This is a genomic window from Candidatus Solincola tengchongensis (genome assembly GCF_015711935.1).
Lineage (GTDB): Bacteria > Actinomycetota > Geothermincolia > Geothermincolales > RBG-13-55-18 > Solincola_A > Solincola_A tengchongensis.
Map to the genome: position 1 here is coordinate 20,299 of NZ_JACVJJ010000089.1, position 22,456 is coordinate 42,754.

Consider the following 22,456-nt stretch of genomic DNA (forward strand, 5'->3'; position numbering starts at 1 on the left):
CAAGTCCCTACCCTCCTCCCGACCTCGCCCGGAATCAGCCCTCGGCGATGGTCCGCAGGATGTCCCCTCTGGTGATGACCCCCACCAGGTTACCTTCCTCCAAGACCAGGACGTATTCCAGGTCCCGCTCCAGCATGAGGGTGGCCACCTCCTCCACGCTAGCCAGGGGGCTCACGGAGGCGTAGTCCTCCTCCATCAGATCCCGCGCCCTGGAGCCGACGGCCTGGCGCAGCTCCTTTTCGAAACGCCTTAGCGAGGATGGGAGGAAGAGGTAGCTTTCCAGAAAATGGATAAAGGTCGGGAAATGGACCCGGGCGTCCTGGTGCACCAGGTCCTCCTCGTCCACCACCCCGAGCAGCCTCCCTTCCTCGTCCACCACCGGGAGGCAGCGGATGCGGTTCTCCACCATCATCCCGGCCATCTCCCGCACCGTGGCCTCGGGGCCCACGGTAATGGGGTCGGGGTTCATGATCTCCCGAGCCGACTTCACCTGTACCTTCCTCCTTCCCTTTTCCTCCTCAGACCGTTCAAGGCCAGGGGGAGGTGGGACACGACGTCCCCGGCGACCATTCCCACCCCTCCCACCACGCTGGAAGCCAGCTGCGCCGCCTTCCCGTGCACCAACACAGCGCAAAGCGCCGCCTCCAGGGGCGGGAGCCCCTGGGCCAGCAGGGCCGCCAGGCATCCGGTGAGCACGTCCCCGCTCCCCGCAGTGGCCAGCTCGGGCAAAGCCAGGGGATGGAAGAAGGCCCGGCCTCCGGGTTCAGCGATCACCGTGTTCGCCCCCTTGAGGACCACAGGACATCCGAAACGGCGGGAGGCCTCCAGAGCGTTACCCAAGCGGTCCCGCTGCACCTCCGCCGCCCCGCGCCCCAGGAGCCTCCCCAGCTCCCCGGGATGCGGGGTTATCACCGCCGGGCCCTGCCTCCCCTCCAGCACCGAGGGTTCCCCGGCCACCCCGTTGAGCCCGTCGGCGTCCAGCACCAGGGGCAACGAGGCCTCGCGTACCAGCCTCCGGACCGCGGACACCGTGCCCGGCGAGGTCCCCAGTCCGGGCCCCAGGGCCAGGACATCGAAGGATGGCAGGGCCTCGAGGACCACGCCGGAGGCCTCTTCCGCCAGGCGGCCCCCGCCGTCGTCCGGGAGGGGAAGGGTCATGACCTCGGTCAGTTTGACCTCCATGATGGGATTGAGGGAGGAGGGTATGCCCAGGGTGACCACCCCGGCCCCGCAACGCATGGCCGACCTGGCGCACAGAGCCGCCGCTCCCGTGAGGCCGGTGGAACCCGCCACCACCAGGACCCTTCCACACTGGCCTTTGTGGGCGTGGGGCCTCCTTGCGGGAAGCATGCCCGCGGCGTCCTCCTCCTCCAGGGCATGCAGCTCGCTCCTCACCAGTGCTTCAAGCAGGTGGACCGGAATGCCTATATCCGCCACCACCAGTTCCCCCACCTTCTCCGCCGCGGGGTAGAGGTAGAGACCCACCTTCGGCCAGGCCAGGGTGACCGTCCTGTCCGCCTCCACCGCCGGCCCCTCCACGGCCCCCGTGGAGGCGTCCACTCCCGAAGGGAGGTCCACGGAGAGCACGGGTACCCCGCAGCGGTTGAGGGCTTCGATGGCTTCGGCAAAAGGGCCATCGGCCCGTCCCCGGAAGCCGAAGCCGAAGATGGCGTCGACGGCCAGGTCCGCCTCCCGGAGCATCTCGTCCAGGAGGGCGGGCTCGCCCGCCGTCACCCGTCCCCCCTGCTCCAGGTAACGGCGGTAATTGAGGGCCGCGTCGGGGGAGAGTTCCTCCGGACGGGCCAGGAGGAAGACCTCCACCCGAGCTCCCCAGGATGCCAGGTAGCGTGCCGCCACCAGCCCGTCTCCGCCGTTGTTCCCCTTAGCCGCCGCCACCACCACCCTACGGCCGGCGCAAAGCCCCCCGAGCATATCCCGGGCCTGCTCCGCAACCGCCCGGCCGGCTCTCTCCATGAGCTCGCTCGTGGGTACCCCCTCCTCGCCGGCGGCGCGGTCCAGCTCCGCCATCTCCTCCGGAAAGAGGACCCTGATCATCCCTCCTCGCCCCCCAGTGCTTGAGCCACGGCCAGGGCCGCATCCCTGGTGTGGGTCACGCTTACCAGTATCTCCCGGATGCCCAAGCGGGCGGCGACCTCCCGCGCCCTTCCCGAGAGCTGCAGGACGGGGCGACCCCTCTCGTCGGTCAGTAGCTCGAGCTCCCGCCAGGAAAAACCCCTTACCCCCGTCCCCATGGCCTTGGATGCGGCTTCCTTGGCCGCGAAGCAGGCGGCGAAGCGCCGGGCGGGGCGGGGGCAGTCCATGCACCTTTCCCGTTCCCGGGCGGAAAAAAGGCGCGACGCGAACTTCTCGTGCCGCGCCAGCGCTCTCTCGATCCTCTCGATCTCCACCATGTCCACGCCTATTCCCAGGACCTGCATGGACCTCCTCTCCACCACAACCGCCGGGAAGCTCATTCCACGGTCACCGTCTTGGCCAGGTTCCGCGGCTGGTCTACGTTGCAGCCCCGCATCTTGGCCACATGATAGGCGAAGAGCTGCAGGGCCGGGGCCATGACCACCGGGTAGTACTGCGGCTTGACCTCCGGCACGTAGATGACCTCCTCACAGCAGCTCCTTATCTCCGCATCGCCCTGCGTGGCCACAGCGATCACCGGAGCCTGTCGCGCCCGGACCTCCTCCACATTGCCCTTCATCTTCTCGTAGACCGAATCCCGGGGGATCAGGGCCACCACCGGAAAGCCGGGGTGCAGGAGGGCGATGGGGCCGTGCTTCATCTCTCCCGCCGGGTATCCCTCGGCGTGGATATAGGAAATCTCCTTGAGCTTCAGGGCCGCCTCCATGGCCAGGGGATAGTTGATGTTGCGCCCCAGGAAGAGAAAGTCCTCGCAGCGGCAGTACTTGTCGGCGCAGCGCTCCACGGTGTCCGTGTCCCCCAGGACCTCCTCTATGCGCCCCGTGAGGTCCTCCAGCTCCCGGAGGGTGTGCCTGACGAACTCGGGCTCCAGAAGCCCCCGCTCCTGCCCCAGGTAGAGGCCCAGCAGATATACCGCCGCCACCTGGGCCAGGAAGGTCTTGGTGGCCGCCACCCCTATCTCCGGCCCGGCATGGGTGTAGAGCACGCCGTCCGACTCCCGGGCCATCATGCTCCCCACCACGTTGACCACGGCCAGGGTGGGCGCGCCGCAGCGCTTGGCCCAGCGCACCGCGCTCATGGTGTCCGCCGTCTCCCCGGACTGGCTGACCGCCACCACCAGGCAGCGCGGGTCGAGCTTGGGGGCACGGTAATAGAACTCCGAAGAGATGTCCACCTCAACGGGGATGTCCATCCACCCCTCCATGACGTAGCGCCCCAAGAGGGAGGCATGGTAGGAGGTCCCGCAAGAGACGAAGATGATGCGGTTGATCTCCCGGAGGTCGAAGCGGTCCTCCTCCAGCTCCTCGATGCGCAGCCTATTTCCGGGACTCATCCTGCCCCGCAGGGTGTCCATCCAGGCCTGGGGCTGCTCATGTATCTCCTTGAGCATGAAGTCCGCGTAACCTCCCTTCTGCACCGCCGTGGCGTCAAAGGGGACCTCGAAGACCTTCCTCTCCACGCTCCCGCCGTTGATATCCAGTATTACCCAGTCATCATTGGTAACCCTTACCAGGTCACCGTTCTCCAGGGAGACCGCCCGACGGGTGAAGTCCAGAAAGGCCAGGGTTGCGGAGGCCAGGAAGTTCTCGCCCTCTCCCAGCCCGAGCAGGAGAGGACTGTCTTTACGGGCGCCCACAAGGACTCCCGGTTCATCGGCGCTCAGAAAGACGGCGGCGTAGGTCCCCCGGATCTTCGGCATCGCGGCTCGAACCGCCTCCAGGAGGTCCCCGCGGTAGTTCTCCTCCACCAAATGCACGAGCACCTCGGTATCCGTCCGGGAGCGAAAGCGATGCCCACGGGAGGTGAGCCCTCTTTCCAATTCCTGGTAGTTCTCGATGATGCCGTTGTGCACCACGGCTATGCGCCCCCGGCAGTCCAGGTGCGGGTGGGCGTTCTCCGTGGAGGGTACGCCGTGAGTGGCCCACCGGGTATGGGCTATCCCTGTCCCCCCCTCGCCGGGAAGGTACCCGAGGAGCGGCTCCAGGTGATCCAGGTTGCCCCTCCGCTTGATCACCCTGATCCCGCCGTCCTCCTGTATCCCCAGCCCCGCGGAGTCATAGCCACGGTATTCCAGGCGGCGCAGGCCGTGGAAGAGGGTGGCGGCGACCGGTCTGGGTCCCGTGTAGCCCACGATGCCGCACAACTCAGCCCATCTCCCTCTCCACCAGGGCGGCCAGCTCCCGGGCCGCCCTCTCCGCCAGCTCGCCGTCCACGGCCTCCACCATCACCCTCAGGACCGGCTCCGTGCCCGAGGGACGCAGGAGCACCCTTCCTCGGTCCCCGAGACGCTCCTCCCAGGCGCGCAGGGCGGAGAGCAGCGTCTTCCTCTCGCTCCAGCTCTCCTTGTCCCTGACCCTCACGTTGACCAGCAGCTGCGGGACCTTAACCACCAACTTGGAGAGGGAGGAGAGCTTTTCCCCCGATTCCCGCACCGCCTCCAGGAGCTTGATGGCGGTCACCAGCCCGTCCCCGGTGGTGGAATGGTCTAAGAAGATTATGTGGCCCGACTGCTCCCCTCCCAGGTTGAAGCCCCCTTCGAGCATCTTTTCCAGCACGTAACGGTCGCCAACCGCCGTCTGGTGGACCCGTATCCCTTCCCGCCGCATGGCCAGGTGGAACCCCAGGTTGGACATGACCGTGGCCACCACCGAGTTCTCCCTGAGGGTGCCCTCCTCCTTCATGCGCACGGCGCAGATGGCCATGATGTGGTCCCCGTCCGCCAGCTTCCCTTCCTCGTCCACGGCGATCAGCCGGTCGGCGTCCCCGTCGAAGGCCAGCCCCAAAAGGGCACCTTCCTCCACCACCTTTCTCTGCAGTGCCTTGCAGTGGGTGGAGCCGCATTCCCGGTTGATGTTCAACCCGTCGGGCTCCACGTGCAGGGAGATCACCCGGGCTCCCAAGCGCCGTAAGAGCTCCGGGGCCACCCGGTAGGAAGCTCCGTGGGCGCAGTCCACCACCACCTTGATCCCGGAGAGGTCGGGCTGGGCCACGGAGAGGAGGTGCTCCAGGTATTCCTCCTCCGCCCCCACCGCAGGCCGGCAACACCCCACCTGATCCCCCCGCGGCTTGGCCTGAGTTTCGACCCCGGCCACCAGGCGCTCCATCTCCCTCTCCAGGGCGTCGGGGAGCTTATAGCCGTCGCGGTGGAAGAATTTTATGCCGTTGTCTCGTGCCGGGTTATGGGAGGCGGAGATGACCACGCCCGCGTCGACCTTCCTGGTACGGGTGAGGTGGGCCACCGCCGGTGTAGGGATGACCCCCAGGAGTTCCACATCGCCTCCCGCGGAGCATATGCCCGCCACCAAGGCCCCTTCCAGCATGTCCCCGGAGAGCCTGGTGTCCTTGCCCAGCAGAAGCCGGGGCCGGGGGTTCTCCCCGGCCAGGACCATCACCGCCGCCCATCCCAGTCGCATGGCCAGCTCGGGCGTGAGCTCCACATTGGCTTCTCCCCTCACCCCGTCGGTCCCGAAGAGACGGGGCCAACCGCCCTTTTCACTTCCCATGCTCACTTCCTTCGCTTCCCCGTCCAGGTCTGCAAAAGACCACTCCCGCCTACCGCGGCGTTCAGAACGTCCTCTGTTCCCTTCCTCCCGCGCCCCTAATGGACTATAGCACCCCGCCTTTCCGGGCTTCAAGGCGAACCGACCCCCGTGCTCGCGCTTCCTTCTCCACATCCTCCCCATGTGCGGAGGCGGCATCTCAGCCGGTCGACCTACCCGCCTCCGTCCCCTGGCAACTCCCGGCCCCGGTAAGAGGGGGCGCGGCGCGGAGGTCGCCCGGTGGTGCCCCCCCGCGTAAATATTTTCCCTCTCCTTTCCCGGCACCTCCTCCCCGAACCCACCCTGTCCTCCCAGTGTCCCACCATTCCGGGTATGGGAAAGCGTATTGCCCGGACCTCCTCCACGAACCCGCGCTGCTCTTTCCGGCAACGGGAACCCCCTGTGCGGAAGGGACCGTACCGGCACTCAGCGGGGAGAAAGGCATGTAAAAAGGCAAGTACATGCCGTTCCGCGAAAGAGGGGGCGTATTCGGTCCTGAGGTTCAGCGCTTGGAGAACTGGGGTCGCTTGCGCGCCTTCTTGAGGCCGTACTTCTTGCGTTCCTTCATGCGGGGGTCGCGCCGCAAAAGTCCGGCTTTCTTCAACTCGGAACGGAGGGTCTCGTCGCAGTCCACGAGGGCACGGGCAATTCCATGGCGGAGGGCACCGGCCTGTCCGGAGATGCCCCCGCCCCGTATGGTGGCCACAACCTTGTAGCGCCCCACACTACCCGCGGCCTCCAGGGCCTGCATGATCTGATCCCGCAGGGTCTGGCGCGGGAAGTACTCCTCCAGGCTCCTTCCGTTGATCACGAACTCGCCCTCGCCGGGATAAAGCCAGACCCTGGCCACGGCTTCCTTTCTCCTGCCCGTCCCGTAACCCAGATGCTGCGGCAAAGGTCACACCTGCCTTTCCGTCCTCATGCGCCCAGGGAGATCTTCTCCGGCTTCTGGGCCTGGTGGGGATGGTCCGGGCCGGCATAGACGTGCAGCTTGCGGATCATGGCCCGGCCCAGGCGGTTCTTGGGGAGCATCCCCCGCACCGCCTTCTCCACCACCATCTCCGGCTTCTCCCGCAGGAGGGTCCTGTAGGTGAACTCTCGCAGGCCTCCCGGATAGCCGGAATGCCGGTAGTATTTTTTCTTATCCAGTTTATCGCCGGTCAGTACCACCTTCTCGGCGTTGACCACCACTACGTGGTCGCCCACGTCCATATGGGGTACATAGATGGGTTTGTTCTTTCCCTTGAGGATCTTGGCCACCTCGGAGGCCAGTCTCCCCAGGACCATGCCCTGGGCGTCCACCAGGTACCACCGGCGCTCTATGTCCGCCTTCTTGGTGCTGTAGGTCTTCATCATTCCGCGTCGCCTCGTATCTCTCTCACAGCACGACAAACACTAATGATAGAGGCCGTCCCCCCTAGTGTCAAGGAAAGAAGAGGGAAGGTTGCTTGATGCAAAAAAAACGGCTACGCAATCCAGGCATCAAAAGGATACGACCTTCTCGGGCCGACCTCTCGCATCCCACTATCACAGTCCGGCGTGCGATGCGTAATTCTCCGCGTATGTGGGGGCGTAAGGCTCCAGCAGCCAGAAACGATGCGGCTTTTCGCCCACTTCGACCCCTTCGCCCTTTTTCTTCACGGTGATGAACTTCTTGTCTTCAGGCCCGGAATACGGATAATCCAAGCGGTAGAACCCCAACGCCCCGATGCTGGCTTTCCTCGCCAGGCAGGCGTGCATGATGACCTCTCCGACCGTGATCAACGTGAAGGCCTCGTTGCATCGCGCGAGTTCGTGGGGATTCCTGGCGTAGAGTTCCTGTGCCTCGACTTCCTTTATCTGCTTGAGCCGCCACAGGCCCAGTTATAACGTGTTCTCGTGCTTTTCCGTGCCACAGAACTCCTGCATGACATGAGCAACACCCGCGTGGACCTCTTTCCATCCCATCCCATCGTCTCTTTCGACGGGACCGTACACTTTAGCCTTCTCCCTCTCTACCTGGTCACGATGGATCGATGGAGCAGGTGCTTCTCGCAATGCATAGTCCGCCGCTCTCCTGCCGGCGTACCGGCCGGTCGCCGCCGCTTGGCTGTGATCGATACCGCAAAAGCCGTTCATCCCCGCCACATACAACCCTTCGAGGTTGGTTTTGAGGTCCCAGTCGTACATGAGCCCACCGCCCAACATCGCCGGGCCGCGGTAACGTTCCGGCGGTTTGTAAAAAAGCCAGGCCGGCGTCTTGTGCCGATCGGTGGGATGGATGGGCACCGGGAGAAGGTCTTTGTGGGGGTCAAACCCCCACTGAGAATAGTTCTCGTAAATCGGCACGCGTGTCCTTCCCTCGTGGCCGACCATGAGCCCGAAGATCGCCCTCCTCTCGTCTTCGGGCATGCCCGGCAGATCGGCGTAGAGGGGCAAGGTGAGCTCGGCGCCCGCGTTCCAAGCCACAGAAAACCCCTCGCCCGTGCAGTCGGGGTCGATGACATGCATACCCGCTCCCATGCTCTCGGTAGAGAAGATCCACGGACTTGAAGCTATGGACATGCAGAGCCGGTGGATTTTGCCTTGAAGATGTAGAACTCCCCCGTGCGGACGTTCAGGCCCGTTGCCCCAACGACCCTGGCGCCCTCTTTCCCTCCTTCCGTCAATAGGCTGGTGGCCATGACCCGTTCATACAACGGCACGCCCAGCCTTCTGAGCTCCCGGTGATAATATTCCTTGATTCTCGCTCCGCCGCGCACTCGTACGATATGTCGATTGTCATGGTTATACGCAAACAGGATCCCGGTTTCTTCGTCTCTGAAGCCGGACCCCTTGGGCTCACCGTCGACATCGCGAGGCGGCAGGCCCCATCTCTCCGCGTCCAGAAGGCAATCCCAGCTTTCCCGGCACTGTATGTACAGGCCGATGCCGCAGAACCATCCATCGGTGACAAAATCGACGAAATCAACGAGTTCTTCGGGCGTGATCTTGCTGAAGGGAGTCGTCAGGGGATAGTTCCAGTGGTCGCATCCCGCTCCGCCTGAAACGCCGGTCTTTATGGGTCCCTTGTCCACGACGACCACTCGAGCCCCCTGGTTCGCCGCCGAGATGGCGGCAAAACATCCCGCAACCCCGCCTCCAAGAACCAGGACGTCGCATTCCACCCCGTTCTCGATGCCGTATTCCACCTCGTAAGGCCATGGTCCCAGATTCCCCTGCATGACTCTCCCCCTCGGCTCAACGTAGGAGTTCATCAACCGACAGGCGGTTTGTCGTTAGGTGGCGTCGTATTCTTCATCCCGATGCGGAAGTGCTCCCCGGTCTCCTTACGTTTCCAATACCATTTGAGCGGCAATGGGTGATTGATTCTGGAAGCCGGGCGCTGGGCAATAGATGACGCAACATCCGCAGAACCAGCATTCGTCGGGATAAAGGATAAGCGGCGGCTTTCCTTTTTCCGGGTTGGGAAAAAGGACGTCCTTCCTGCGCACATCCACGCAGGCATTGCATCCGGTGCAAAGCTCGGGATCGAACAATACAGGCCTGCACGGCATGAGCGGGTTTTGTTACATGGTTTTTGAATATATTGCAATTATTTATCTGGTACTCTGGAGCCGGCATGTGTTGGCGGATGCTGTTCTCTTTACCTTCCTCGCTTTCATCTACGGGCAGGCGGCGGTCTCGCGGATCCTCTCTACGAGACTGCCCTTTCCCGGAGACGAGGGAGGGAATCCCTCCGTGATTCGTGGACTAGATTGCCTAAGGCGTGTGGTTGACGCTTGCCCAGAACAAGTCGCTCAGAACACGGCCGGTTTATATTCCCGATATATTCCATCAAGAAGTGGGTGCAGCATGCTCACGTTAAAAACACGGGACATACACGGCTTTAGGACGGCCGCCATGCGGCGGTAAGAGGCTTCCCTCACGGCGAAGCCTCGTATTCCAGCCAGGACCGGATGATGTCCCTGAGGGCGGGAACGGCCGAGGATGCCGTCCGCAGCACCTCCTCATGGGAGACGGGGTGGGGCCTGCGCAGGTCCCAGATATTGGTTATCACGCTCACGCCGTTCACCCTCATCCCCAGGTGGCGGGCGTAAAGGGCCTCGGGGACCAGGCTCATGGAGACCGCGTCCCCGCCGATGAGGCGCAGGAAGCGCAGTTCGGCCCCCGTCTCATAGGAGGGTCCGGAAACAGCCACCAGCACTCCTTCCACCAGCGGCCAGCCCTCGGCCTGCGCCTTCCCGAGGAGGAAGTCGCCGCATCCGGCATCGTAGAGGTCGGAGAGGTCCACGAAGGCCGGGGTGCCGTCGGCATCCCGCACGCCGCGTAGGGGGTTGACCCCCATGAGGTTGATGTGATCCCTAACCAGCATCAGGAAACCAGGCTCATAGGCCGGGTTCAGGGCCCCCGCCGCGTTGCACAGCAACAACCTGCGCACCCCGAGGGAGGCCAGGACGCGCACCGGAAAGGCCACCTCCTCCATGGTCAGCCCCTCGTAGTAATGGAGCCTTCCCCTCTGGAAGAGGACGCACTTGCGGCCGTAATCCGCCACCAGCACGGTACCCGCGTGTCCCGGGACCTCGGCACGCGGCCATCCCGGGATCTCCTCGAAGGAGACCTCCACCTCTCGCTCCGCCCCGGGTACCGCCTCCCCCTGGCCGCTGCCGAGCACGACCGCCTCACCGGGGAGCGGAAGCCCCTCCCCTTCCAGGAGGGAGGCCAGAAAACGCGCCGCCGACCCCGGGGAACCGCTGTCCTCGACCCTCGTCTCCGCTCCCATTCCTCGCCTCCTTCCCTTCCGTTTCGCTCCGCAAAAAGGCAGTACGCATGGTCCCCGGCGTCAGCCCTCCCGGGCCATACGCTCCTTGAGCAGGGCGATGCTCTCCACCGGCGTCGGATCCACCCCGTTCAAGAGGGCCAGGTAGACGCTCACGAAGTCGCCAAGGTAGATGGCGCCCAGGAGTTTCTCGGTTCGGGTGCGCCCCCCCACCCGGATCACGGTCACCCCGCCCACCTTCTCGCGCAGGATGTCCGCGGTTATCTCCACCCGTTTGGCGATGCGGGGATGGGCATCCTCCTCCAGGAGAAAGACCACTTCCACCCGGCGGCTGAACTCGTCCGCCCTGTGCCACCCCACGATCTCGTTGTGGTTCATCTCCGGGAGGACGTGGTGGAAGGCGGGGACCTTGGAGTTCTCGTTGAACTGGCATTTCCAGCGGTAGGCGGCCACCCCCAGCAACCCCTCCGTGCCGTAGACGACCGGCACCTTGCCCGCCAGGCGCAGGGCCATCTGCTTGGCGAAGTTGCGCGCCGTGGAGGAGATGCGACCCCATTCCGTCGCCTTTTCCTCCAGGTACTCCACGGCCTCGTAGGACACCCGGACGAAACCCTGCATGAGCCCCAGGCGCTCGATGACCGCCGCGGCGGGGAGGAAGAGGTATCCCAGCGCCGCCCGCGGCTGTAACCCGGCCGGGATCACCACACAGGAATGCCGGTAGCCGCGGGCTCTCTCCAGCAACTGACCTCCCGATGTGAGCACCAGAAGGCGGCATCCGAGGTATATGGCATCGTCGTAGGCGGAGAGTGTCTCCTCGGTGTTCCCGGAATAACTGGCCGCCACGGCCAAGGTGTCCGGGCCCAGGAGGGCAGGAAGGCGATAGGAGCGATGCACGCTTATGGGCAGGCCGGTGGCCTCCTCGAGCAGGGCGCGCAGGATGTCCCCGCCGATGGCCGAACCTCCCATACCCAGGTAGGCTATGCGGCTTATGCCCTCTCCTGGGGGTAGGTCCGCAAGCTCCCGGCCCATCCGCAGGGCCTCCCTGCACTGCCGGGGAAAAGATTCCACCGCGGCGAGCATGTTGCCGGGATCCCGCTGCTCGAGCTCCATCACGTCGTCCAGGTTCACCCTATCCTCCATGGCCGCTCCTTTCTTCACTCGCACCCTTTCGAGCCCCCGCTCTTGCCGGACGGCGGATATAACACGGGACGGAACGGGCAAGCCGAACCGCCGCCTCGCTCCCCGTTCCCCGGGGCGTGCCGGATCTCCCCTCACGCTTGCCGGACGGCGGGCATCACGGCTGTAAGCGGGAACCGGGCATGCTAAAATCTTAACATGTTCGGAAAAGCGTGAAACGGCGCCGGAATGCGGTTCGAATCCGACAGGTTCCCCTTAGGGATGGTTCAAGGAGTCAGCCATGAAAGCTGTTGATCCCACCATATTCAAGGCTTACGACATTCGTGGCATCTACCCTCAGCAGATCGACGAGGACATATCCTACCGATTGGGGAGGGCCTTCATCGTCTTCCTGGGCGAGGAGCGCATCCTGGTGGGGAGGGATATGCGGCTCTCTTCCCCGTCACTCTCACGCGCCTTCATCGAGGGGGCCAGAGACCAGGGGGCGGACGTGGTGGACATCGGGCTGTGCTCCACGGACATGCTCTACTTCGCTTCCGGGGACCTGGACCTGCCCGGGGCCATGTTCACCGCCTCCCACAACCCCAAGGAGTACAACGGCTTAAAGCTGTGCCGGCGCAAGGCGGGACCTATAAGCGAGGACACCGGGATCGGCGAGATCCGCGACCTGGTCCTCAAGGGAGACCTCCCCTCCGCCCCCCGGCGCGGAAGCCTAGAGGAGAAAGACATGCTCCCACGTTACATCGACCATGTGCTGGGCTTCATCGACCTCTCCGTGCTCCGCCCCCTCAAGGTGGTGGCGGACGCCGGAAACGGCATGGCGGGCCTCATCCTCCCCGCCTTATTCGAGCGCCTCCCGTGCCGCCTGGTGCCCCATTGCTTCGAGCTGGACGGCTCCTTCCCCCACCACCAGCCCAGCCCCATAGAGCCGGAGAACATAGCCCTCCTCCAGAACTGGGTCCTGGAAGCGCAGGGGGACCTGGGGATGGCCTTCGACGGGGACGCCGACCGCGTCTTCCTGGTGGACGACAAGGGGGAGCCGGTCAGCGGCTCCCTGACCACCGCCCTGGTGGCCAGGCGCATCCTCCAGGAGCACCCGGGGGAGAAGATCATCTACAACTGTATCAACAGCTGGATCGTGCCGGAGACCATACGCGCTTACGGGGGTGTCCCCATCCGGGAAAGGGTGGGCCACTCCTTCATCAAACAGACCATGGCCGAGACGGGGGCCATCTTCGCCGGTGAGCATTCCGGCCACTATTACTTCCGGGACAACTACCGCGCCGACTCCGGCCTCATCGCCGCCGTCTATGTGCTGGAGATCGTGAGCCGGGAGAACAGGCCGCTCTCCGAGATCCTCAAACCCTTCAAGAAATACTACGCCTCCGGTGAGATCAACAGCCGGGTGGAGGACATACCCGCCAAGCTGGAGGAGATCGCCCGCCTGCACTCCGGGGCCAAGAAGATCGACCGGCTGGACGGCATCACCGTAGAATACGACGACTGGTGGTTCAACGTGCGCCCCTCCAACACCGAGCCCCTGCTGCGCCTCAACCTGGAGGCCAAGACGCGAGAGCTCATGGAGGAGAAGCGTGACCAGCTCCTGGAATTGATCCGCTCCTGAACCATGGCCCGCGCCCCCTTGCCCATCAAGGCCTCCCAGGAAGCGGCCCTCGCGCCTGCCCGGGATGCGGGGAGGCGAATCGAGACGACCCGACCGGGCGGATACATCGAGCGGAGCCCTGCAGAGGTCCCCGCTCGCCCGGTCAACGGGAAGCCTCCCCGCTCGACGGCGGGAAAAAGGTGGCGACACCGTAAGTTCCTCTCCCTCTCACTCCTCCTCCTGGCGCTCATCCCGGTGTGCGCCGGTGGTTGCGGGAGCCGCCCCTCGGCGGTGGAAGAAACTCTCGACGCGGAGGTGAGGTCCGCGCTTACGGAACTCTCCGCCTCGAACTCCTTTTCCTTCCGCCTGCGCATGGAGATCTGGGTGGGAGTGTCCGGATACACGGTTTACGGGGAAGAGCGCGGGGAGGGTTCCCTGGAGGGCGATGACCTCACTCTGGAAATCCTCAGGATCTCCCCGGAAGGTGAGGACCGCTTCACGATCTCCCGCCGGGAAGGCGATTATTTCCTGCTCCGGGACGGACTGGAGAGGCCGGCCGATGGTTCGGAGGTCCCCGGACCCCTCTTCCGCCCACGGGAATTCCTGGCCCTGTTCTCCAGGTTCCGCGACGTCCGGGAAGAGGGCGAAGAGGAACGTGAGGGTGAGATATGCCGGGTATTCCGTCTGGACTACGACCCCTCCCTCGCCCTGGAAGCCCTTCCCCCTCAGGCTAAGGAATATTTTACCAATCTCGATTACGAGCTTAGCGGCCGTCTGTGGCTGGGCGAGCGCTCCCCCTACCCCGTGGCCATTTCCCTTGAACTCACCGGCCTGGACCCTGCGGAGAGGCTGCAGCGCCTGCGCATGGTCTTCACCTTCCAGCCCCTGGCGGCGGAACGGCCGTGAGCCTTCCTCAGGCGGAAGCGCGGGAAGGCGGCGGGTCGAAGGGGTAATATACCTTCTCCAGGAAGAGGCCGTGCGGTGGGAGGGCGGGCACGGAACGCGGTCCGCCCTTCCCGTCGAGAAGGCCCCGGAGATCCTCTGAGGACCAGCGTCCCTTGCCCACCTCCAGGAGCGCCCCGCAGAGCATGCGCATCATCATCCAGGCGAAGGCGTTGGCCCTGACCCTCACCTGGAGCAGCTCCCCACGCCGGAAAATACGGGCCTCGAGGACCTCCCGCACGGTGGACCTCCCTTTCTCGCTGCGGCAGAAGGGTGCGAAATCGTGTACGCCCAGGATGGCGGACAGGGCCTTCTCCATACCCTCCAAGTCCAGTTCTCTTCCCACGTGCAGCGCGAAACGCCTGAGGAAAGGGGATGGTCGCGGGGCGAGGTGAAAGTAATAGGCATATTCCCGGGCCAGGGCGCTGCGCCGGGCATGGAAACCCTCGTCCGCCTCCCGACATTCCAGGACGGCTATGTCCGGAGGGAGGAGGGCGTTGAGGGAGCGCGGCAGCCTTTCCGGGTCCACTCGGAGGGTGCCGTGGAAGTTCACCACCTGCCCCTTGGCGTGCACCCCGGCATCGGTCCTTCCCGCGGCGTAGAGGGGCGATTCCCGTACCGCCAGCCGCTCCAGGGCCCTCTCGAGCTCCCCCTGCACGGTGGGCAGGCCGGGCTGCCTCTGAAAGCCCTTGTACTCCGTCCCCTCGTAAGCCACGGTCAGCATGTAATTGCCCATGGCTCACCCCAGAGGTCGCAAGACCCGCGCCCGCCGAAGCGATAACATCACCGGCACGGCGGGCATATAAAACCCGCCCATTGGGGGCGGGAGGCTCCGGGCACCATCGATGGGGTTCAGACCAGCTCGACCACCGCCATGGGCGCCGCGTCCCCCTGGCGGTGCCCTATCTTCACCACCCTGGTGTAACCGCCCTCGCGGTCCTCATAACGCGGCCCGATCTCGGCGAAAAGCTTGTGTATCACGTCCCGGTCGGGGATGATGGCCAGGGCCTGGCGCCTGGCGTGGAGGTCACCCCGCTTGGCCAGCCCCACCAGCTTGTCCATCAGGGGCTGGACCTCCTTGGCCTTGGCCTCCGTGGTCTTGATCCTCTCATGTTCTATGAGGGCGCGCGCCAGATTGGCCATCATGGCCTTCTGGTGGGCTGCGCTCCCTCCCAGTCTCCTTCCCTTCTTCGGCTGCGGCATGACTGCACCTCTCGCGATCAAATCTTTCTGTCCCCGGGATCTCACTTGGCCTTCAGGCTGAGACCCCTCTTCCTCAACTGCTCCTTGACATCCTCGATGGAGCGGGCTCCGAAGCTGCGCAGGGCCAGCAGGTCCTCCTCCGTCTTCTCGATGAGCTGGCCCACGGTGTTGATCCCCCCGCGGTGCAAGCAATTCAACACCCTAACCGGCAGCTCCAAGTCCTCGATGGGGATCTGCATCTCCCTGCCCCCCGCCGCCTGGGCCTCCCGCCCGAAGATGGTCTGCTCCATGCCCTCCTCGCCTTCGGCCAGGGCAAAGAAGATCTCCGCGTGGCCAACCAGCACCTGGGCCGCCCTGAGGAGCGCCTCTTGGGGACCAATGCTCCCGTCCGTGGTGACCTCTATGATCAGCTTGTCGTAGTCCGCCCTCTGCCCAACACGGGTGTCCTCGACGTGATAGGCCACCTTCACCACCGGCGAGAACATGGCATCCAGGGGGATGGTCCCGGCCACCTCGTAGAGGCCGGCCATGCGCTCCGCGGACACGTAGCCCCGGCCCTTGCGGGCGGTCATCTCCATCTTCAGTTTGCCCTTTTCGTTCAGGGTGCATATCTTGTGGTCGGGGTTGATTATCTCCACTTCCGCCGGGGCCTGTATGTCCCCGGCGGTCACCGTCTTGGGCCCCGTGACGTCCAGGAACAGGGTGTGCTGCCCCTCATCGAGGATGCGGAGGATGACTCCCTTGAGGTTGAGGATGATGTCCATGGTGTCCTCTTTGACCCCTTCGATGGTGCTGAACTCGTGCACCACACCCTCGATGCGCAGCGAGGTTATGGCCGCGCCGGGGATGGAGGAGAGCAGGATGCGGCGCATGGAATTGCCCAGGGTGTGCCCGAGCCCCCTCTCCAGGGGTTCGATGATGAACCTGCCGTAGGAATCCTCCACTTTATCCACCACTATGTGTGGCTTCTGCATTTCAAGCACCAATGCCCGTTCCCTCCTGTCCCTATGATTACTTGGAGTAAAGCTCCACTATCAGGTGTTCCTTGACCGGGATGTCGATGTCCTCGCGCCTCGGCCTGGCCACCACTTCGATGCGCCTCTTGTCCAGGTCCACCCGGAGCCAGGGGACCACGGGACGTCCCTCCGCTAGGCGCACCGCCTGGAGCACCCGCACCATATCCCGACTTTTCTCCTTGAGCTCGATGACGTCCCCCACCTTCACCTCGTAGGAGGGGATGTCCACCTTGCGCCCGTTGACCGTCACGTGCCCGTGGCGCACCAGTTGCCGGGCGTCCTGCCGGGAGGAGGCCAGGCCTCCCCGGTAGACCACGTTGTCCAGTCTGGACTCGAGCAAGGCGAGCAGATTCTCGCCGGTGATCCCCTTCTGCCGGCTGGCACGGCCGTAATAGTTGCGGAACTGCCTTTCCAGGACCCCGTAGATGCGCTTGGCCTTCTGCTTCTCCCTCAACTGGAGGAGGTATTCGGTCTCCTTCACCCGACCGCGCCCGTGTTCCCCGGGCGGGTAAGCCCGGCGCTCCATGGCGCACTTGTCGCTCTCGCACCTGGCCCCCTTGAGGAAGAGCTTCACTCCCTCGCGGCGGCACTGCTTGCAGGACGGCTCAAGATTGCGTGCCATGACCCATCACCCCTATACCCTTCTTCTCTTCTTGGGTCGGCACCCGTTATGGGGCTGGGGGGTCACGTCGGTGATGCTCACCACTTCCAGGCCGTTGGCCTGCAGGGTGCGGATGGCCGTCTCGCGCCCCGACCCCGGCCCCTTGACGAAAACGTCCACTTTCTTCATCCCGAACTCCTGGGCTTTCTTGGCCGCGTTCTCGGCCGCCAGCTGGGCCGCGAAGGGGGTACTCTTGCGGGAACCCTTGAAACCCACCGTCCCGCTGCTGCTCCAGGTGAGGGTGTCGCCGTTCTTGTCGGTTATGGTGATGATGGTATTGTTGAAGGTGGACTTGATGTGCGCCTCACCGTGCAATACCGTCTTCTTCTCCTTCTTTCTCCCTCTTCCCCTTCCTCGCGTCGGTCTCGCCAACTGGCAACCTCCTGTGTCTCAGCCGTTCTCCTGCTTTGGATACCGGACCGCTCCGCCGTGTTCCCACGGGGGCTACTTCTTCTTGCGCTTCACGCCCACCGTCTTGCGGGGCCCCTTGCGGGTGCGGGCGTTGGTATGGGTGCGCTGCCCTCTCACGGGCAGGCCCATGCGGTGGCGGAGACCCTGATAACATCCGATCTCCATCTTGCGCTTGATGTTCTGGGCCACCTCCCGGCGCAGGTCGCCCTCCACCTTGAGGTTCTGGTCGATGTAGTTGCGCAGCCTCACCACCTCATCGTCGGTGAGGTCACGGACCTTGGTGTTGGGGTCGACCTGGCAGCTCCGCAGCACCTTGAGGGAGGTGGACCTCCCTATCCCGTAGATGTAGGTCAGGGCTATCTCCACCCGCTTGTCCCTCGGAAGGTCTACTCCAGCTATGCGCGCCAAGACACTACCTCCCCTTCCTCAACCCTGCCGCTGCTTGTGGCGTGGATTCTGGCAGATGACCAGAACCTTGCCGTGACGGCGGATTATCTTGCACTTGTCGCACATCTTCTTCACCGAGGGTCTAACCTTCATTTCCAGTCTCTGCCTCTCTCTCCGTACCGCCGTTCCGCCCGGCTTTCCTCCGTTCACTTATAACGATACACGATGCGCCCCCGGGTGAGGTCGTAGGGAGAGATCTCCACCACCACCCGGTCCCCGGGCAGTATCCGGATGTAATGCATGCGCATCTTCCCGGAGATATGGGCCAGAATCTTGTGCCCGTTGTCCAGTTCCACCCGGAACATGGCGTTGGGCAAGGGTTCCAGTACGGTTCCTTCGACCTCTACGGAGCCTTCCTTCTTGGCCACTCCTCACTCTCCCCACGCCACCCTCGCGTTGGGCGTGCTCTTCTTTTCGCACCAGAATTTAAATATTAACAAACTAAATACCGATAGTCCAGAAATATACCCCTCCTTTTCCCCTCCCTCACGGGAGGGTGAGCACCTCCGGCTCTCCCTCGGTCACGGCCACGGTGTGCTCGAAATGGGCCGAGAGGCGGCCGTCCACGGTGCGCACCGTCCAGCCGTCATCCTCCACCCTCACCTCATAGGTCCCCTCGTTGACCATGGGCTCCAGGGCGAAGGTCATACCCGGCAGCAGCAGTGGCCCTCTCCCCGGGGGTCCGAAGTTGGGTATCTGGGGCTCCTCGTGCATCTCCTTCCCTATGCCGTGCCCCACGAACTGCACCACCACCGAGAAGCCCCCGCTCTCCACGACACGCTGGATGCTGTTGGAAACGTCTCCCAGGCGATTGCCGGCCCGGCAGGCGGCGATGCCCGCATCCAGCGAGGCCCGGGTGACCTCCATGAGCCTCCGCGCCGTCTCGCTGACCTCCCCCACCGCGTAGGTGCGGGCGGCATCGGCCTGGTACCCGTCCAGGATCACCCCCACGTCAATGCCGATGATGTCCCCCTCCTTGAGCCTCTCTTTTCCCGGGATGCCATGAACCACCACATCGTTCACCGAGGTGCATATGGAGGCCGGAAAACCCCGGTATCCCAAGAAGGAGGGGATGCCGCCCCGGGACCGGATATAGTCGTCGGCCAGCCGGTTTAGGGTCTCCGTTCTGGTCCCCGGCCGCACGTGCTTCTCCAACATGTCCAAGACGCCGGCCACGATGCGGCCCGCTTCCCTCATCCTGGCTATCTCTTCCCGCGATTTCCTTATGATCATGGATTCCAGCCACTCTTCCGCTGAGCGCTCCTGCAGGGCCTCGCCCGCCGGGTAGCGGCGGCCGCGCCTCCCGCTTTCCGCCCCCCTGCTGCGGGGCGTCATTCCAGCACCTTCCGGATGGAGGAGAGAACCTCCTCCATGGAAGCGCCCCCCTCGATGTCCCTGAGGAGGCCCTCGGCGCGGTAATATTCGATGAGGGGCTGGGTCTTGGCGCGGTATTCCTCAAGACGCGTCCGAACCGTCTCCTCCCGGTCGTCGTCCCGCACGTAGAGCTCCCCGCCGCAGGCATCGCACTTCCCCTCCTCCCGGGGCGGGTTGAACCTGAGGTGGTAGACCGCCCCGCAGGAACGGCAGGTCCGGCGTGCGGTGAGTCTCTCCACCACCGTCTCGTCAGGCACCTGGATGTTCAGCACGTGGTGGATGGGCTTCCCCATCTCGGCGAGCATGCCCTTCAGGGCGTCGGCCTGAGCTACGGTCCTGGGAAATCCATCCAGGACGAAACCCTTCTCGCAATCCGGCTCCGCAAGCCGGGAGCGCACGATGCCTATGACCACCTCGTCGGGGACCAGCTCTCCCCGGTCCATGTACTCCTTGGCCTTGAGGCCCAGTTCCGTGCCCCGCTTGAGGTTGTCCCGGAATATGTCCCCGGTGGAGATGTGGGGTATTCCGTAGATCTCGCTTATCCTCTCCGCCTGGGTGCCCTTCCCTGCACCCGGCGGCCCCAGAAGGATGAGGTTGTGCATCATCGGCCTCCTTCCTCGCCCCGGCGCGTCAGCGCAGGAATCCCTCATAATGCCGCATCTGCAGCTGGGCCTCGATCTGTTTCATGGTCTCCAGGGCCACACCCACGATGATCATGATGGCCGCCCCGCCGAAGGGGATCTCGCGCGTCCCGAAGAAGTAGAACATCACGGCGGGCAGGAGGGCGATGGCCGCCAGGCTTATGGACCCGGGGAGGGTTATGCGGTTGATGACCTTCCCAAAGTACACCGCCGTGGGAGTCCCCGGGCGGATGCCGGGCACGAAGGCGCCGTACTTCTTGAGGTGCTCCGCCTGGGTGAAGGGATCGAAGACTATATAGGTGTAGAAGTAGGCGAAGAAGATTATCAGCAGGGTATAGACTACGAAATAGAGCCAGCCCTGGGAGAGGCGCGTGGCCACTCCGGTGAGGGCGGGTATGAACTGGGCCAGCATGGTAGGGAAGTAGATGACCGAGGAGGCGAATATGATGGGGATGACCCCCGAGGTGTTTATCTTCAGGGGCAGGTAGGTGGTGCCCCCCATGGTCATGCGCCTTCCCCTTATCTGCTTGGCGTACTGCACCGGGATGCGCCTCTCCCCCTGGTCCAGATAGATGACGGCCAGGATCACCGCCAAGGACATGACCGCGGAGATGACGATCCCGTAAGCTATGTTCCCGTAGCGGAGCTCGGTGTTGGTGATGAGGTTCTTGAACTCCACGGGCACCCGGGCGATGATGGAGACGAAGATGAGGATGGACATCCCGTTCCCGATCCCCCGCTCGGTTATCAGTTCCCCGAACCACATGAGCAGGGCCATGCCCGCAGTGAGGGTCAGGATGACCACGATCCCCTTCATCCAGGTGAACTCGATGATGCGGATGCTCTCCCCGCCGATGCTCTGCCAGCGGGAGAACTGCCACACCAGCCCGATGGACTGCATTAGGGCCAGGCCCAGGGTCAGGTAGCGCGTGACCTGGGTTATCTTGCGTCGCCCGGATTCCCCCTCCTCCTGCCACTCCTTGAGCTTGGGGATCACCGCCACCAGCATCTCCATGATGATGGCCGCGGTGATGTAGGGCATGATGCCCAGGCCGAAGATGGCCAGGTGGGAGAGGGCCCCGCCGGAGAAGAAGTTTAGGAAGCCCAGCACCCCGCCCCCCTCCTGGATGAGCTTCTGCAGGGCCTGGGTGTTAACGCCCGGCGAGGGGATGGCCGAGCCCACGCGGTAGAGGAGGATTATCAGTAGGGTGAAGAGGAGTTTTCGGCGCAGGTCCTCGACCTTGAAGATGTTGCGGAAGGTGCGGAGCAAATCAGATCACCTCGGCCCTTCCGCCCGCGGCCTCAATCTTGGCCACCGCTCCCCTGGTGAAGGCGTTCGCCCGCACCGTGAGCCTCCGCTCCAGCTCGCCGCGGCCCAGGATCTTCACCTCGTGCCGCAGCTTCTTCAGTATCCCCTTCTCCACCAGCGCCTCCGGGGTCACCGTCTCTCCCTCGGAGAAGAGGTTCAGCTTCTCCACGTTGACCAGGTGGTACTCCTTCTTGTCCCGCGGCCGGAAGCCCCTCAACTTGGGTATCCTCCTCTGGAGGGGCATCTGCCCGCCCTCGAAACCGATGCGCGTCTTGTCGCGGGCCTTCTGCCCCTTCTGGCCCCGCCCGCTGGTCTTTCCGTGACCCGACGAACGTCCCCTCCCCACCCGCTTGGGGGCATGGGTGGAGCCCGGCGCCGGCTTGAGGTCGTTTATCTTCAGAACCATCTCCCGTCTCCCGTCCTCTACTCCGCTCGTTCCTCCTCCGCCGTAAAGGCCGCCTACCGATCTCGGGCCGTCTCTCGCGCGGTCAGATCATTCCCACTCCGCCCGTCGCGGCATCCCGCGGGCGCGCCGACGGTGCGCGTCACTCCTCCAGGGGTTCCACCCTCACCAGGTGGGTGACCCGCTTGACCATCCCCCTGATCTCCGGGGTATCCCTGTGGACCACGGAATGATTGATCCGCTTCAGCCCCAGGGCCCTTATGGTGCGCCTCTGCTTCTCGGGACGGCCGATGAGGCTGCGCACCAGGGTGATGCGAAGCATCTTCTCCTCCGCGCTCATCCCTTGACCGCCTCCTTCTCCCGGGACTTGCGCAACTGCGCCCTCCTTATCTCCGCCACCTCCCGGGCCCGGCTTATGGCTTTGAGTCCCTCGAAGGTGGCCTTGACCACGTTGACCGGGTTGCGCGAGCCGTAGGTCTTGGTGAGCACGTCTTGGATACCACTGAGCTCGATCACCGCGCGCACCGGGCCGCCGGCGATGACCCCGGTTCCCTCGCTGGCCGGTTTGAGCAGTACCCGCGAGGACTCGAACTTGCCCACCACCTGGTGGGGGATGGTTGTCCCGCGGGTGGGCACCTTGAAGAGGTTGCGCTTGGCCTTCTCCACGCCCTTCTGGATGGCCAGGGGGACCTCGCGGGCCTTCCCGTAACCGTAGCCCACCACTCCCGCCCTGTCCCCAACCACAACCAGGGCGGTGAAGCTGAAGCGGCGCCCTCCCTTCACCACCTTGGCCACGCGGTTGATGTGGACGACCTTCTCCTCCAGCTCCAGAACGGTCGGGTCTATCTTGGGCATGA

The 22,456-nt window shown here is 64.3% G+C and carries 28 protein-coding genes and 1 pseudogene; 2 read left to right on the forward strand and 27 right to left on the reverse strand.

The genetic code is table 11. From position 1 onward, the window contains the following. Positions 1–34: 34 nt before the first annotated feature. The 13 genes from H7007_RS08090 to H7007_RS08145 form a co-directional block, all read right to left on the reverse strand. Positions 35–490 carry a CBS domain-containing protein gene (locus H7007_RS08090; protein ID WP_287154581.1) on the reverse strand — a complete coding sequence of 152 codons (456 nt, stop codon included), beginning with the start codon at positions 488–490 and terminating at the stop codon, positions 35–37. Next, positions 487–2,055, reverse strand: coding sequence for an NAD(P)H-hydrate dehydratase (locus tag H7007_RS08095; RefSeq protein ID WP_287154583.1), 1,569 nt, complete (start codon positions 2,053–2,055; stop codon positions 487–489). Before H7007_RS08095 ends, H7007_RS08090 begins: the two co-directional genes overlap by 4 nt. Beyond that, positions 2,052–2,474: a holo-ACP synthase gene (acpS, locus tag H7007_RS08100; protein WP_287154584.1), complete on the reverse strand. Its 423-nt coding sequence runs from the start codon at positions 2,472–2,474 to the stop codon at positions 2,052–2,054. Before acpS ends, H7007_RS08095 begins: the two co-directional genes overlap by 4 nt. Then, a complete protein-coding gene (glmS, locus tag H7007_RS08105) occupies positions 2,471–4,297 on the reverse strand; it encodes a glutamine--fructose-6-phosphate transaminase (isomerizing) (RefSeq protein WP_287154586.1) in 1,827 nt (608 codons plus the stop codon). The genes acpS and glmS overlap by 4 nt, the downstream gene beginning before the upstream one ends. 1 nt (position 4,298) lies before the next feature. Further along, the gene (gene glmM, locus H7007_RS08110) at positions 4,299–5,657 is read right to left on the reverse strand and encodes a phosphoglucosamine mutase (protein WP_287154587.1); all 1,359 of its coding nucleotides are present in this window, start codon (positions 5,655–5,657) and stop codon (positions 4,299–4,301) included. Between the two features lie 538 nt (positions 5,658–6,195). Then, positions 6,196–6,588, reverse strand: a complete 393-nt coding sequence (gene rpsI / locus H7007_RS08115) for a 30S ribosomal protein S9 (protein ID WP_287154589.1) — start codon at positions 6,586–6,588, stop codon at positions 6,196–6,198. A gap of 23 nt (positions 6,589–6,611) precedes the next feature. Beyond that, the gene (gene rplM, locus H7007_RS08120; RefSeq protein ID WP_287154717.1) at positions 6,612–7,046 is read right to left on the reverse strand and encodes a 50S ribosomal protein L13; all 435 of its coding nucleotides are present in this window, start codon (positions 7,044–7,046) and stop codon (positions 6,612–6,614) included. A 174-nt stretch (positions 7,047–7,220) separates the two neighbouring features. Then, entirely contained in the window at positions 7,221–7,556 is a 336-nt protein-coding gene (locus H7007_RS08125; RefSeq protein WP_350340636.1) for a hypothetical protein, read from the reverse strand. Beyond that, complete coding sequence (locus tag H7007_RS08130) at positions 7,557–8,183, reverse strand: FAD-binding protein (RefSeq protein WP_287154591.1); 627 nt, start codon at positions 8,181–8,183, stop codon at positions 7,557–7,559. Positions 8,184–8,227: 44 nt separating this feature from the next. Continuing rightward, positions 8,228–8,896, reverse strand: coding sequence for an FAD-dependent oxidoreductase (locus H7007_RS08135; RefSeq protein ID WP_287154592.1), 669 nt, complete (start codon positions 8,894–8,896; stop codon positions 8,228–8,230). Positions 8,897–9,001: 105 nt separating this feature from the next. Further along, complete coding sequence (locus H7007_RS13730) at positions 9,002–9,229, reverse strand: 4Fe-4S dicluster domain-containing protein (protein WP_350340634.1); 228 nt, start codon at positions 9,227–9,229, stop codon at positions 9,002–9,004. Positions 9,230–9,597: 368 nt separating this feature from the next. Next, positions 9,598–10,455: a purine-nucleoside phosphorylase gene (locus H7007_RS08140; RefSeq protein WP_287154594.1), complete on the reverse strand. Its 858-nt coding sequence runs from the start codon at positions 10,453–10,455 to the stop codon at positions 9,598–9,600. Between the two features lie 60 nt (positions 10,456–10,515). After that, positions 10,516–11,592 (reverse strand): bifunctional phosphoglucose/phosphomannose isomerase, encoded by a 1,077-nt coding sequence (locus tag H7007_RS08145; protein ID WP_287154596.1) that lies wholly within the window; start codon positions 11,590–11,592, stop codon positions 10,516–10,518. Positions 11,593–11,869: 277 nt separating this feature from the next. Between H7007_RS08145 and H7007_RS08150 the strand changes: the two genes are divergently transcribed. Continuing rightward, complete coding sequence (locus H7007_RS08150; RefSeq protein ID WP_287154598.1) at positions 11,870–13,213, forward strand: phosphohexomutase domain-containing protein; 1,344 nt, start codon at positions 11,870–11,872, stop codon at positions 13,211–13,213. Between the two features lie 294 nt (positions 13,214–13,507). Next, positions 13,508–14,098, forward strand: a complete 591-nt coding sequence (locus H7007_RS08155; RefSeq protein WP_287154600.1) for a hypothetical protein — start codon at positions 13,508–13,510, stop codon at positions 14,096–14,098. A gap of 7 nt (positions 14,099–14,105) precedes the next feature. Here H7007_RS08155 and truA read toward each other — a convergent pair whose 3' ends face one another. The 14 genes and pseudogenes from truA to rpsE all read right to left on the reverse strand — a co-directional run bounded on the left by truA (position 14,106) and on the right by rpsE (position 22,454). After that, positions 14,106–14,870, reverse strand: a complete 765-nt coding sequence (truA, locus tag H7007_RS08160; RefSeq protein WP_287154601.1) for a tRNA pseudouridine(38-40) synthase TruA — start codon at positions 14,868–14,870, stop codon at positions 14,106–14,108. A 119-nt stretch (positions 14,871–14,989) separates the two neighbouring features. Next, positions 14,990–15,337 (reverse strand): annotated as a pseudogene (gene rplQ, locus H7007_RS08165) (50S ribosomal protein L17); the annotation flags it as partial. Between the two features lie 41 nt (positions 15,338–15,378). Continuing rightward, the gene (locus H7007_RS08170) at positions 15,379–16,320 is read right to left on the reverse strand and encodes a DNA-directed RNA polymerase subunit alpha (RefSeq protein WP_350340637.1); all 942 of its coding nucleotides are present in this window, start codon (positions 16,318–16,320) and stop codon (positions 15,379–15,381) included. A gap of 28 nt (positions 16,321–16,348) precedes the next feature. After that, positions 16,349–16,975, reverse strand: coding sequence for a 30S ribosomal protein S4 (gene rpsD, locus H7007_RS08175; protein WP_287154606.1), 627 nt, complete (start codon positions 16,973–16,975; stop codon positions 16,349–16,351). A gap of 12 nt (positions 16,976–16,987) precedes the next feature. Then, complete coding sequence (gene rpsK, locus H7007_RS08180; RefSeq protein WP_287154607.1) at positions 16,988–17,386, reverse strand: 30S ribosomal protein S11; 399 nt, start codon at positions 17,384–17,386, stop codon at positions 16,988–16,990. Positions 17,387–17,458: 72 nt separating this feature from the next. Next, the gene (rpsM, locus tag H7007_RS08185) at positions 17,459–17,833 is read right to left on the reverse strand and encodes a 30S ribosomal protein S13 (protein ID WP_287154608.1); all 375 of its coding nucleotides are present in this window, start codon (positions 17,831–17,833) and stop codon (positions 17,459–17,461) included. Positions 17,834–17,851: 18 nt separating this feature from the next. Then, complete coding sequence (rpmJ, locus tag H7007_RS08190) at positions 17,852–17,965, reverse strand: 50S ribosomal protein L36 (protein WP_287154610.1); 114 nt, start codon at positions 17,963–17,965, stop codon at positions 17,852–17,854. A 53-nt stretch (positions 17,966–18,018) separates the two neighbouring features. Next, complete coding sequence (infA, locus tag H7007_RS08195; RefSeq protein WP_287154612.1) at positions 18,019–18,240, reverse strand: translation initiation factor IF-1; 222 nt, start codon at positions 18,238–18,240, stop codon at positions 18,019–18,021. 118 nt (positions 18,241–18,358) lie between these two features. Next, entirely contained in the window at positions 18,359–19,105 is a 747-nt protein-coding gene (gene map, locus H7007_RS08200) for a type I methionyl aminopeptidase (RefSeq protein ID WP_350340638.1), read from the reverse strand. Between the two features lie 98 nt (positions 19,106–19,203). After that, positions 19,204–19,848, reverse strand: coding sequence for an adenylate kinase (locus H7007_RS08205; protein ID WP_287154614.1), 645 nt, complete (start codon positions 19,846–19,848; stop codon positions 19,204–19,206). 28 nt (positions 19,849–19,876) lie between these two features. Next, a complete protein-coding gene (secY, locus tag H7007_RS08210) occupies positions 19,877–21,157 on the reverse strand; it encodes a preprotein translocase subunit SecY (RefSeq protein ID WP_287154616.1) in 1,281 nt (426 codons plus the stop codon). 1 nt (position 21,158) lies between these two features. After that, a complete protein-coding gene (gene rplO, locus H7007_RS08215; RefSeq protein WP_287154719.1) occupies positions 21,159–21,596 on the reverse strand; it encodes a 50S ribosomal protein L15 in 438 nt (145 codons plus the stop codon). 145 nt (positions 21,597–21,741) lie between these two features. Further along, positions 21,742–21,939 carry a 50S ribosomal protein L30 gene (gene rpmD, locus H7007_RS08220; RefSeq protein WP_287154618.1) on the reverse strand — a complete coding sequence of 66 codons (198 nt, stop codon included), beginning with the start codon at positions 21,937–21,939 and terminating at the stop codon, positions 21,742–21,744. Next, a complete protein-coding gene (gene rpsE, locus H7007_RS08225) occupies positions 21,936–22,454 on the reverse strand; it encodes a 30S ribosomal protein S5 (RefSeq protein ID WP_287154620.1) in 519 nt (172 codons plus the stop codon). Before rpsE ends, rpmD begins: the two co-directional genes overlap by 4 nt. Between the last annotated feature and the right edge of the window lie 2 nt (positions 22,455–22,456).

Coding starts and splice junctions, on each gene's coding strand:
- map (WP_350340638.1), bottom strand. CDS start 19,105: ATGATCATAAGGAAATCGCGGGAAGAGATAGCCAGGATGAGGGAAGCG.
- rpsE (WP_287154620.1), bottom strand. CDS start 22,454: ATGCCCAAGATAGACCCGACCGTTCTGGAGCTGGAGGAGAAGGTCGTC.
- H7007_RS08140 (WP_287154594.1), bottom strand. CDS start 10,455: ATGGGAGCGGAGACGAGGGTCGAGGACAGCGGTTCCCCGGGGTCGGCG.
- H7007_RS08135 (WP_287154592.1), bottom strand. CDS start 8,896: ATGCAGGGGAATCTGGGACCATGGCCTTACGAGGTGGAATACGGCATC.
- H7007_RS08145 (WP_287154596.1), bottom strand. CDS start 11,592: ATGGAGGATAGGGTGAACCTGGACGACGTGATGGAGCTCGAGCAGCGG.
- H7007_RS08130 (WP_287154591.1), bottom strand. CDS start 8,183: ATGCATGTCATCGACCCCGACTGCACGGGCGAGGGGTTTTCTGTGGCT.
- truA (WP_287154601.1), bottom strand. CDS start 14,870: ATGGGCAATTACATGCTGACCGTGGCTTACGAGGGGACGGAGTACAAG.
- H7007_RS08205 (WP_287154614.1), bottom strand. CDS start 19,848: ATGCACAACCTCATCCTTCTGGGGCCGCCGGGTGCAGGGAAGGGCACC.
- glmM (WP_287154587.1), bottom strand. CDS start 5,657: ATGGGAAGTGAAAAGGGCGGTTGGCCCCGTCTCTTCGGGACCGACGGG.
- H7007_RS13730 (WP_350340634.1), bottom strand. CDS start 9,229: ATGCCGTGCAGGCCTGTATTGTTCGATCCCGAGCTTTGCACCGGATGC.
- rplM (WP_287154717.1), bottom strand. CDS start 7,046: ATGAAGACCTACAGCACCAAGAAGGCGGACATAGAGCGCCGGTGGTAC.
- H7007_RS08150 (WP_287154598.1), top strand. CDS start 11,870: ATGAAAGCTGTTGATCCCACCATATTCAAGGCTTACGACATTCGTGGC.
- H7007_RS08095 (WP_287154583.1), bottom strand. CDS start 2,055: ATGATCAGGGTCCTCTTTCCGGAGGAGATGGCGGAGCTGGACCGCGCC.
- rpsD (WP_287154606.1), bottom strand. CDS start 16,975: ATGGCACGCAATCTTGAGCCGTCCTGCAAGCAGTGCCGCCGCGAGGGA.
- rpmD (WP_287154618.1), bottom strand. CDS start 21,939: ATGAGCGCGGAGGAGAAGATGCTTCGCATCACCCTGGTGCGCAGCCTC.
- acpS (WP_287154584.1), bottom strand. CDS start 2,474: ATGAGCTTCCCGGCGGTTGTGGTGGAGAGGAGGTCCATGCAGGTCCTG.
- rpmJ (WP_287154610.1), bottom strand. CDS start 17,965: ATGAAGGTTAGACCCTCGGTGAAGAAGATGTGCGACAAGTGCAAGATA.